A 10,184-nucleotide genomic window follows, 5' to 3' on the forward strand; every position below is an offset into this window, starting at 1 on the left:
GATTTCGCGGGGGGCAGGTCATCGAGAATTTCTTCGGGAGCTTGTTCATTTGACCAAAGCAGAACTTGGCGTAGCTCCGGTCAAAGTTGGCTTTACGGACTTTCCTGCCACTCACTGCAACGGCTCAATGTGTGCTGCGCTGGCGAGAGGTTTTGGTGGAGGGCGGAAACCAGACTTTCGCTGCGCTAAGTTCCCGGGCAGGCTATGTGGGTAACAGCTGCCGTTCGGCAGATGGCGGGGTGTGGCAATTTTGAGTGTCGCGCCAGCAAGTCTTTGTAGGATTGGCCTCTGAGTCGAAAGAGCGCAAGGTTCTTTGCCTTGTGCATGAAGTTTGCAAATTATTCCCAGACAAGACCCGTATATGGTTTCACGCACCAATGATACGTAGCGAGCTGTCTTTGACGAGTCGCAGCGCATCATTATCAAAGGCACCCCGTGCAAGGACCCGGTAGCCAACGGTAAGGGCGACCAGCGATTTTGCCGCACTTCCAGCATCAATTGATGCGTCTATTATTTGTGCTTTTTTGCCCTTCTCGATCACCCTGAGAAAGAAATCCTCTAAAGCGCTAAGCGCCCTATCCACGACGGCCTGTATATCCTCGTTATGATTGGGGAACTCCAATGCTGCGTGGATGATCAGGTTTCCCTTCTGCTCGCGCTCGGTCACGCTTTGATGAACGACCGTGTCAAAAAGCGACAGGATCGCATCGATCGGATCGGGCTTGGCTTCGAGCTGCGCCAAAGTCTGTGCCTGACGTTCTTCGACAAAGCGGGTCAGGACAGATTTGAACAAATCGTGTTTGTTGCCAAATGTGGCGTAAAGGCTGCCACGGTTCACGCCCATGGCCTTTACAAGATCGGCAACCGACGTCGCCTCGTACCCCTTGACGGAAAAAACCTCGGCAGCCTTGTCGAGCGTGGCGTCAATTTCAAAACTCTTTTCCCAAGGCATCATCGCGGTCCTTTGTGCGCGCAAAAGCGGTTTGTGCAGCGTCTGCTCTGGCAATCTATCCATGGTTTTCGACAGCGGTGCAAGAGTGTTGACCAATCGTTCCAAACTGACTATGTGGTTTTGAACGATCATTCCATATTGAGTCGCACCCGCCGTTTGAGTTCGAGAGGTATCCAATGGACCAACTATTGAAAGAGCTATTACTAATCGTCGGTGTCGCCGCTGTTATCACCCTTGTTGCTTATCCGCTTATGCGACGGTCAAGCGCGTCGGGTGCGGCCAATGCCAACCGCTTGCTCAGCGGCCTGCTTGGCGCGTTTTTGTTGTTGGGCGGCGTCGCCAAATTCTTTTTGCCCTTCACCGACATGTTTGCGCAGCAGATCGCGCTGAGCCGGCTACCATTTCCGGCGCTATCCGCTTTTGCAGGTCAGGCCGGAGAGATTACCGCCGGAATCATTCTGCTTGGGTTTTTTATCGGATGGCAGCGGTTGCAGGGGCCCATCAGCGATCTGGTTTTCGCCCTCACAACACTGCTCGTCGTGATCATCATGCTGGTTGCCGTCTACGTGCATCTGCATCCAGACGTCCCGGCAGAAGTGCTTCCATTTCAATCCAAACCACCCGTTCTGACGGTCATCGTCATGGCACTTGCGATCCTGAACGGATGGCTGCGCCGTAAAACACGTCTGTCCTGACACCCCAACTTGAAAGGGCTGCTATGCCTACTTCCCACCCAACCCATCGCTCAATCCCGCACAAAATTGCTATCGTCGCAGCCGTCATGGGCAGTGTTGCCGGGACGCTTACCGGTATCATGACCTGGGCCAATACTGGTTTTTCGGAAATCTTCCTGCCCAATTGGGGGATTTCCTTTCTGAAGGCTGTGTTCGTCCTGTTGCCTTTCGCGTTCTTGCTCATGGGGCTGTTTGACAAGCTGTTGTCTCGGATCATGCCGGGGCTGGCCCCAATGAAACTGCGGATCGTGCTTGGGCTTATCATGGCGGTGATCATGCAGTCACTTATGGCAGTGATTACAGCCGGAACCGAAGCAGGCTTCGGTGATATGGCTGTTGTGAGAGAGCTTTGGCTTAATGCCTTTATCACGGCCTTTCCTGTTGGGCTTGCCCTGGCCTTGGTGCTGACGACAACTGTGCGCCCATGGCTTTTGGCCATGTTGCGCGCTTGATGCGTTAACATGGCCTGGCACTGGCTTTGGTGGCGTGCATTCTATTGTTAGGGGGCGCTATGCGCGCAACAACACCTTTAAGCACAAAGCCCGGGCTTCATTACGCTTGGGTCGTTGCTTTTGCCGGGGCTTCAGCAATGATCTGCGGCCTTGGTCTTGCGCGGTTTGCTTTCGGAATGATGTTGCCATCCATGTCAACATCGCTCGGACTGTCATACGGGCAAGGCGGGGTTCTGGGCTTTGCCAATATGGTGGGCTATCTGGTTGCTGTTTTGCTGGCCCCAATCATCTTACCCCGGCTTGGCACCAGACTGACCGTTACATTCAGCTTGCTCTTAATTGCCCTTTCCATGTTTGGGATGGCGCTGACCCAAAGCTTTGCGACACTCTGCGCCCTGTATATCATCACTGGAATTGGCAGCGGCGGCGTTGTGCTGCCCTCAATGAGCGTCATGTCGCATTGGTTTCTCCCATCGCACCGGGGATTTGCGGCGGGCCTTGTGATGTCTGGACCGGGTTTCGGCATCATCTTGAGCGGCTTTATTGTGCCAAGGTTGGTGCCGACCTTCGGGCTGCAATCATGGCAGGTTGGCTGGATCATCTTTGCTGCGATCTCCACCGCTATCGCGATGCTGGCTTTCGTTTTGCTGCGCAACCACCCTCTCCAAAAAGCACAGGAACCTTTCGGGCGCGCCCAAGACCACAGCACCCTGCGCGATGCGTTGACTGGGCGGGCGAAACTGCGCCTGCTGATGAGTATGGGCCTGATCTTTGCCATCTACGGCGCGGTTTACATGCTCTACGTCACCTTCATCGTAACAAGCATGGTCGACGCATACGGGCTTGATCCGACGGCGGCGGGTACAGTTTGGTCTTCCTTTGGTTTTCTGAGTATCTTTTCGGGCGTATTGTTCGGCATCATCTCTGACAGGCTTGGCCGACGGCGCGGGCTGGCGATGGCCTTTGCGGTGCTGTCTTTGTCATTCCTTCTGGTGGGCATCGGGACGGACGTAGCAGCTCTCTATATCTCGATCCTTCTATTCGGGCTGGCGGCTTGGAGTATCCCTGTGATCATGGCGGCCTCGGCGGGCGATTTTTTCGGTACTGCTGGGGCAGCCAATGCGCTGGCGGCGCTGACATTTGCTTTTTCAGGCGGGCAAGCCGCAGGGCCAGTCATCGCCGGCTTTTTGGCTGAATGTAGTGGTGATTTCAGCGCAAGCTATGCCATTTCGGGCATCGCTGCCAGCTTGGCAATCGCTATGAGCCTGCGTTTGAAAACCCCTGACCAGGGAAGCTGATCAAAGCTTGTACAAGGCAAGCCTCCATACCTATTAGGTAAATTCTGCACCAAGTTCGCGCAGTATCCCGCGCAGCCATTGCTGGGCCGGGTGATTTCCAAGGCGTTTGTGCCAAACCATGTGAACACTGCGCATGGCTTGAGGTGTTTCCAGCGGACAGGGGGAGACGAGTGTTCCAACGTTTCGCTCAAACTCGCGCGCGACGCTGGCCGGACAGGTCAGGATAAGATCGGTCGTCTCCAAAATGAGCGGTGCTGGGCCATAGGTCGGCATCGTATAAACGACGCGGCGCGTGCGGCCGCGGTCCGCCATTGCATCGTCGATCCAGTTTCGGCGTTTCCCTGTTGCGCTAACAAGCAGATGTTCCACAGATGCATATCGGTCCAATGTCGGTGATTTTCCGACCATAGGATGGCCTTTGCGCATCGTGCAAACCCATTTCTCTTCGAACAAGGGCTCAGATGCAAACCGCTCGGGCGGGTCCGGCCACGCCAGCAGCGCCAGATCGGCGCTCTGGTTATCCAGATACTCCCCGTAGTGAACGCTGGGGGATATGGCTTGCAATGAAACGCCCGGCGCCTCTTGTCGGACGCGGCTGAGCAATTTTGGGAAAAGGGTGATCGTCGCATAGTCAGGCGTGGCAATCGTGAACAGCCGTGTTGCCGTCGCTGGATCAAACGATGCACCATCCAGCGCCATCTGAATGTCATTCAGCGCCGAGCTGATCGGCCCGCTGAGTTCAAGCGCCCAAGCGGTGGGGCGCATGCCCTCGGGCGTCCTGATGAACAACTCATCCCCCAGCCGATCGCGTAGGCGCGTCAGCGCGTTGGAAAATGCTGGTTGCGACAGGCCAATGGTGCGCGCAGCTCGGGTAACATTGCGCTCACGCATAAGCGCATCAAAGGCGACCAACAGGTTCAGATCCAGAGAACGTAAATTCATTTTGTGAATATAGAATGTTATATCATTCAATTTCAATATGAAAGGCGCATGCCCCATATTCGGGTGGAGCGCAGCAAACTGCTGCACCATCTGAAAAGGAAACAAAATGGGCAAGCTTACCGGAAAGACCGCCGTCATCACCGGCGGCAACAGCGGGATTGGTCTGAGCACCGCCAAGACATTCATCGATGAAGGCGCGCAAGTCGTGATCTTTGGTCGCGATCAGAAGTCACTGGATGATGCTGTGGAAACCTTAGGTGATAACGCCATCAGCGTGCAGGGTAATGTGACGCAAGATGCTGACCTAAAACGCCTTTTCGCCGCAACCAACGACCGCTTCGGCAAGGTAGACATCCTGTTCGCCAATGCCGGTGTCGCGGATTTCGCGCCTGTGGCACAAGCGGGTGAGGACCACTTTGACAAAGTTTTCGATGTGAACGTAAAGGGCGTTTTCAAGACTGTTCAGCACAGTATTGACGTGCTGAATGACGGCGCGTCGGTGGTGCTGACCACATCAGTGTCGAATACCAAAGGCATGGCAGGCATGTCAGCTTATGCGGCAAGCAAAGCTGCAGTGCGGTCTTTTGCGCGCAGCTTTTCGGGTGAACTGTTGGCACGCGGCATCCGCGTCAACGCAATCTCGCCCGGTCCTGTAGCCACACCGATCTATGCCCGTGCAGGCATGTCAGAAGCCGAGATTGACGCAATGGGCGAAGGCATGGCCGATCAGATCCCGCTTAAACGCTTTGCCGAACCTCGCGAGATTGCGACCGCAGCCCTGTTTCTTGCGTCCGGTGACTCCTCCTATGTGGTCGGCACCGAGCTGGTCGTCGATGGCGGATGGACGCAGGTCTGAAATCTCCCCGACTGGTGGTGGTGGCTTCAACATCACCCAAGGCACCCTCACCATTTTTTACAGCCTACCAAACCAGACAAACCTAAAAAGGAAACAATGATGACTGACTTTACACTTCACGACGAGAATACTGCCCCTGAAGGCAGCAAAGAATTGTTGGCGAAATCCAAAGCAGCCTACGGCATGATCCCCGGCTTGCACGCCGTCATGGCCGAAGCCCCGGGCCTGCTGGAAGCCTATCAGCAAGTCCATGAGCTGTTCGTGAACTCGAGCTTCGACAAGGACGAACTGACCGTGGTCTGGCAGACCATCAACGTTGAAAACGCCTGCCACTACTGTGTTCCTGCCCACACCGGCATCGCCAAGAGCATGGGTGTCGATGACGCGATCACAAATGCGCTACGCGACAAGACCGCACTGCCTAATGCACGGCTGGAATCGCTGCGGGACTTCACGCTGGCACTGGTGCGCGAGCGTGGAAATCTGGATGACGCAACCGTGCAGACCTTCCTTGATGCAGGCTTTACCAAGCGCAACATCCTTGAGGTGATCCTGGGCTATAGCCAAAAGATCATGTCGAATTACACCAACCACATCGCAGATACGCCGGTCGATAAGCCCTTCCAGAAATTCGCCTGGGCGCCGTCTGTGTGATCCTACCCGGGGCTGCGATGCACAGTTTTGCAGCCCCGGATTTCGAGTTTTGTTGCTCCATCCCATTCTTGAAAGGAATTCCCATGACTGATCTTAAATCCGGATTTATTGCGGGCCTCGCTGCAACTGTGGTCCTGTCTGCGATGATGTTGATTAAAGGAGCGGTCGGGGCCTTTCCTGAACTCGACCCCATACACATGATCGCAGCCATGCTGGGCGCGCCCGCCTTGGTAGGCTGGATTGGCCATTTCGCTATCGGCACGCTCGCTTGGGGTGGTGGTTTTGCCTTGCTGAATGTCTCGATCCCCGGCGATAAGCAGATCGTGAAGGGTATTCTTTTCGGCATCGCCGCGTGGTTTGGTATGATGGTCGTTATGATGCCAATGGCAGGTGCCGGCCTATTCGGCCTTAACCTGGGGATCGGAATGATGGCTGCTGTCATGACGTTGATACTGCATATCGTGTTTGGTGCAGTCTTGGGGTTGGTTTTTGCCTCATTGCATTCTGAAATTTCCGCGTAACCTATCAGCCACCTTTAGGGGCGAGCATGCATTAAATTTATTGGGCACTTCTCGGGATGGCGGAGTGTTCAGCCGCAACAATACTCGTCAAGCTGTCAACGCGCAGCGGAGAGTTGAATGCCTTCGCTGTTTTGGCTATCGCGACGAGCATCGTGGCTGTTTCGGCGATCGCATATGCAATCTCCAGCGGGGCATTTATCGAATTCTTCCCTGCTAAATTAGTCGGTACTCCCGCGATCTATGCTTATGCAACTGGTATCACGCTGACCATCGCAGTTGGATCTCTTTTCAAAGGGCTGTCGCTGGGCCCGGCAAGTGTCGTGGTGCCGGTTTACGGTATGTTTATTCTTGGCGCAGCGCTGCTTGGTATCGTGATTTTGAAAGAGCCTTTTACAGGCAGCAAAGCAGGCGGACTGGCACTTGCGGTAATTGGGATTTTCCTTGTTGCGCGATAAAGTTATCGAGCAACGCAAGTACAAAAATTCCCCCATTCAAACATTTGTAGTAAATGGGTGAAATGCCCCCCCGTCGCAGATATTCGGTTAAAGCAAAATGCTTCGGTGCGCATCAAGGTCCGCTTTGGGAAAGCTGCGCTGCGGCGTAGAGAGTCTTCGACAACGGCCGCTTAGGGTCGTTCGCCTTCCTTGAAACAGGGAGCAGGAACCACGTTTTTGCATCATGTGCAAAGTGGGATGTCGGCCGGTCCATAAGCAGACTTCCCAAACCCTTGAGACCCTGCATTTAAGGCGCCCTGCCAGATTTGGACCGATCAGTCCTGAAAGGGGAATGGTCCTGGGAACGCTCCGGTTGGGATGACGTCGGACACCAGACCAGGTCCCGGGGCGTCGAGCCAGCGGCAGACCGTGGAACCGCCCGGTTCTAACACCAGCTGCGGATCGGTTTGCGGCTGGTGATCGGTCAGCACAGCATGGCAGGTCGCGGGCGCAATCTGACAGGTCACGCGCCCGATCTGGCCCGTCATCGCGCGGTGGACGTGCCCCGAGATCATGCGCAACGGGGCAGGGTGGGCCTCAAGCCGCTTCATCAGGGCAGCACCATCGCGCAGGTTGTCGGCATCCATCGCGGGTATCCCGCTGTGCATCCACGGATGGTGCGTCGCCACGATAGCAGGCTGATCGCCGATGGCCGCAAGGGAAGCGTCGAGAAAGGCCAGCCCCTCGGGACCGAGTTCGCCGTAATGGGCACCCTCCAGCAATGTGTCGAGGGCGATCACTGAAAAAGGTCCGAAGTCGCGCATCCAGTGAATGGGCCCGCTGATTGGCATCCATGGTGCATCGGCAAAGGCCGACCGCATCGCCTCGCGCTGGTCGTGATTGCCTGGAATGGCGCGCCAGGGCAGGTTCAGGTCCTCCATGAGAGCCGCAAAATGTGCATACTCTTCAGGCGTGCCATGATCTGTAAGATCGCCCGTGACGATGGCGCAGTCGATGCCCGCAAGCAGCGGCAGCTTCGCGTTGATCGTCTCGATCGCTTGGCGCAGGGCAGACGCGCTGTCCGAGCGTCGGCAGACAAGCGTCCCGGGGGCGACGACATGGGTGTCGGTGATCTGGATGAAACCGGACATCAGGCGGCTACTCCCTTTGGCAGGATCAACAGCGCCTCGGGTGCTACGGACAGGCGCACGGTTTCGCCCTGCCGCGGCGCGCTCAGGCCCGAATGCAGCGCGATCAGCAGCGTATCGGACGCGCCGGACAGCGCAATCCGGTAATGCGTGCCGAGAAAGGTGACCGTCTCGACGCGGGCCGTGATGGGCCCCTGCGGGTCGATGCGAATGTCTTCGGCCCGGACCAGAACCTCGCTGTTCGCGGCAGGTCCCGGTAGGGGCAGGATACCGCCCGGCAGATGCAGCTGGTCGCCCTCGACCCGTCCCTCCAGTGGCATGGCGTCGCCTACAAAACGCGCGACGAACCCGGTTGCGGGCTTGCGATAAAGCGCCTCGGGCGTGCCGATCTGGGCCACTTCGCCTTGGCTCATCACCGCGACGCGGTCGGCAATGGCCATCGCTTCGTTCTGGTCGTGGGTGACGAAAATCGCGGTGATGCCGAATTGGCGCAACAGCAGCGCCAGTTCGTCGCGCAACTGGCCGCGCAGGGCGGCATCCAGCGCCGAAAGCGGCTCGTCCAGCAGCAGCACATGCGGACGTGGCGCCATTGCGCGGGCCAGCGCCACGCGTTGCCGCTGCCCGCCCGACAATGCGGTGATCGCGCGGTCGGCGTAACCATCCAGACGGCAAAGCGCGATGACCTCGTTCACCCGCGCCTCGATCTCGGACTTGGGCAGTTTCTGCATCTTGAGCCCGTAGCCGATGTTGCCGCGCACCGACATGTTCGGGAAAAGCGCGTAGGATTGAAACACCATGCCGATCTTGCGGGTCTCGACCGATTGGCGGGTTACGTCCTTGCCGTCGAAGACGATTTTCGCGCCCGCATCGGGCGTTTCAAGGCCCGCGATCATCCTTAACAGCGTGGACTTGCCGCAGCCCGACGGCCCCAGCAGCGAGACGATCTCGCCCTTCGCGATTTCCAGATCAGTAGGCAGCAGCGCCTTGACGCCGCCCGGAAATGTCTTGGCAATATTGGTAAGTGTCAGCGTCATTGTATGATCCTTTGGGCACGGGCGCTGGCCCATTGCATGGCCATCAGCAGGGGCACGATCATGACGAAGAAGACCAGCGTATAGGCCGACGCCACTTCGAGCCGCATGGAGGCATAGCTGTCGGCCAGTCCCACGGGCAGGGTTTTCAGATAGGGTGTGTGTAGCATCCAGGTCAGGTTGAACTCGCCGATCGACAGGGTGACGACGGTCAGCGCCCCGGCCAGGATTCCGGGGAGCGCGTTGGGTACCACGATGTCAAAAAAGCGCCGCGTAGGACCCGCACCGAGCGAGGCGGCCCCTTCCTCGAGCACCTTGAGATCAATGGCGGCCAGCACCGACAGGACCGAGCGCACCATGAAGGGCAGGGTGTAGAGGACGTGCCCCACAAGGATGAAGGTCCAGCTGGTCCGGAACCCCTGCAAGGTGCCGTAAAGCTGCAAGAGCGCCAGCGCCAGACCGGGGATGGCCAACGGCAGCGAGATGAACTCTTCCAGCACCCGCGACGCGCGGCCCGGATTGCGCGCCAGCGCATAGGCGGCAGGTACGCCGAGGATCAGGGTGACCACCAGACAGGCCAGCGCGATCCAGATCGACAGCAGAATACTGCCGGAATAAAGCTCCAGCACGCGCGCCACCCATTTGAGCGTCAGCCCGGAAGACAGGCCGCGAAAATAGTTGACGGTCAGCCCCGCCAGCACCGACTGGATGATCGGGATCAGCAAAAAGGCGCAAGCCAGCAGCGTGACGATCCGCGGAATGGATTTCGTGATGGATTTCAGCATCTCACCCTCCCGCAGCGACCGTGCCGCCCGAGAAACTGCGCGCGATCAGCAGTATGGCCCAGGTGACCAGCCCCAGGATCACCGACAGGGCCGAAGCCATGGCGATGTTCGCCGACAGGGTGAATTCGGTGTAGATCACCATCGGCAGCACGTCGATGTCGGTCGCAAGAGTGAACGCAGTGCCAAAGGCCCCCATCGCGGTGGCAAAGGCGATGGCCCCCGCCGCAATCAGCGCAGGTGACAGCGCGGGCAACAGCACGTCGATGACGATGCGGTGCGGCGGCGCGCCCAGCGTCTGCGCGGCTTCCTCCAGCGCCGGGTCGATCTTTTCGGCGGCGGCCATGACGGTCAGCAACACGCGCGGGATCGAGAAATAG

At 57.6% G+C, this 10,184-nt stretch carries 13 protein-coding genes; 7 read left to right on the forward strand and 6 right to left on the reverse strand.

Annotation, left to right across the window (positions count from 1 at the left end):
- Positions 1 to 367: 367 nt before the first annotated feature.
- Positions 368 to 1,084 (reverse strand): TetR/AcrR family transcriptional regulator, encoded by a 717-nt coding sequence (locus tag B3849_RS01550; RefSeq protein WP_278425443.1) that lies wholly within the window; start codon positions 1,082 to 1,084, stop codon positions 368 to 370.
- 44 nt (positions 1,085 to 1,128) lie between these two features.
- Here B3849_RS01550 and B3849_RS01555 point away from each other — a divergent pair, with 44 nt between their 5' ends.
- The 3 genes from B3849_RS01555 to B3849_RS01565 are packed head-to-tail and all read left to right on the forward strand — an operon-like array spanning position 1,129 to position 3,436.
- Positions 1,129 to 1,647 (forward strand): hypothetical protein, encoded by a 519-nt coding sequence (locus B3849_RS01555; RefSeq protein WP_278425442.1) that lies wholly within the window; start codon positions 1,129 to 1,131, stop codon positions 1,645 to 1,647.
- A gap of 23 nt (positions 1,648 to 1,670) precedes the next feature.
- Positions 1,671 to 2,138: a DUF2798 domain-containing protein gene (locus B3849_RS01560; protein WP_278425441.1), complete on the forward strand. Its 468-nt coding sequence runs from the start codon at positions 1,671 to 1,673 to the stop codon at positions 2,136 to 2,138.
- 59 nt (positions 2,139 to 2,197) lie between these two features.
- The gene (locus tag B3849_RS01565; protein WP_278425440.1) at positions 2,198 to 3,436 is read left to right on the forward strand and encodes a YbfB/YjiJ family MFS transporter; all 1,239 of its coding nucleotides are present in this window, start codon (positions 2,198 to 2,200) and stop codon (positions 3,434 to 3,436) included.
- A gap of 33 nt (positions 3,437 to 3,469) precedes the next feature.
- Here the strand turns inward: B3849_RS01565 and B3849_RS01570 are convergent, their stop codons facing one another.
- Positions 3,470 to 4,492, reverse strand: a complete 1,023-nt coding sequence (locus B3849_RS01570) for a LysR family transcriptional regulator (protein ID WP_286779728.1) — start codon at positions 4,490 to 4,492, stop codon at positions 3,470 to 3,472.
- On the opposite strand from B3849_RS01570, the gene B3849_RS01575 reads away from it, so the two are divergent.
- The 4 genes from B3849_RS01575 to B3849_RS01590 all read left to right on the forward strand — a co-directional run bounded on the left by B3849_RS01575 (position 4,485) and on the right by B3849_RS01590 (position 6,864).
- On the forward strand, positions 4,485 to 5,234 hold the full coding sequence (locus tag B3849_RS01575; protein ID WP_278425438.1) for a glucose 1-dehydrogenase: 750 nt from the start codon (positions 4,485 to 4,487) through the stop codon (positions 5,232 to 5,234). The genes B3849_RS01570 and B3849_RS01575 overlap by 8 nt on opposite strands.
- Positions 5,235 to 5,333: 99 nt before the next feature.
- Positions 5,334 to 5,888 (forward strand): carboxymuconolactone decarboxylase family protein, encoded by a 555-nt coding sequence (locus tag B3849_RS01580; protein ID WP_278425437.1) that lies wholly within the window; start codon positions 5,334 to 5,336, stop codon positions 5,886 to 5,888.
- An 83-nt stretch (positions 5,889 to 5,971) separates the two neighbouring features.
- Entirely contained in the window at positions 5,972 to 6,409 is a 438-nt protein-coding gene (locus B3849_RS01585) for a DUF6789 family protein (protein WP_278425436.1), read from the forward strand.
- 35 nt (positions 6,410 to 6,444) lie between these two features.
- Positions 6,445 to 6,864 (forward strand): EamA family transporter, encoded by a 420-nt coding sequence (locus B3849_RS01590; RefSeq protein WP_278425446.1) that lies wholly within the window; start codon positions 6,445 to 6,447, stop codon positions 6,862 to 6,864.
- A gap of 314 nt (positions 6,865 to 7,178) precedes the next feature.
- Here B3849_RS01590 and B3849_RS01595 read toward each other — a convergent pair whose 3' ends face one another.
- From B3849_RS01595 to B3849_RS01610, 4 genes are all read right to left on the reverse strand, one after another.
- Positions 7,179 to 7,994, reverse strand: a complete 816-nt coding sequence (locus B3849_RS01595) for a phosphodiesterase (RefSeq protein ID WP_093926226.1) — start codon at positions 7,992 to 7,994, stop codon at positions 7,179 to 7,181.
- On the reverse strand, positions 7,994 to 9,025 hold the full coding sequence (locus B3849_RS01600; protein WP_278425435.1) for an ABC transporter ATP-binding protein: 1,032 nt from the start codon (positions 9,023 to 9,025) through the stop codon (positions 7,994 to 7,996). Before B3849_RS01600 ends, B3849_RS01595 begins: the two co-directional genes overlap by 1 nt.
- On the reverse strand, positions 9,022 to 9,807 hold the full coding sequence (locus tag B3849_RS01605; RefSeq protein WP_278425434.1) for an ABC transporter permease: 786 nt from the start codon (positions 9,805 to 9,807) through the stop codon (positions 9,022 to 9,024). Before B3849_RS01605 ends, B3849_RS01600 begins: the two co-directional genes overlap by 4 nt.
- Position 9,808: 1 nt before the next feature.
- A partial coding sequence (locus B3849_RS01610) for an ABC transporter permease subunit (protein WP_286779729.1) occupies positions 9,809 to 10,184 on the reverse strand: 376 nt, incomplete at its 5' end.

The sequence above is a fragment of the Sulfitobacter sp. UBA4523 genome (assembly GCF_002388305.1).
Taxonomy (GTDB): domain Bacteria; phylum Pseudomonadota; class Alphaproteobacteria; order Rhodobacterales; family Rhodobacteraceae; genus Sulfitobacter; species Sulfitobacter pontiacus.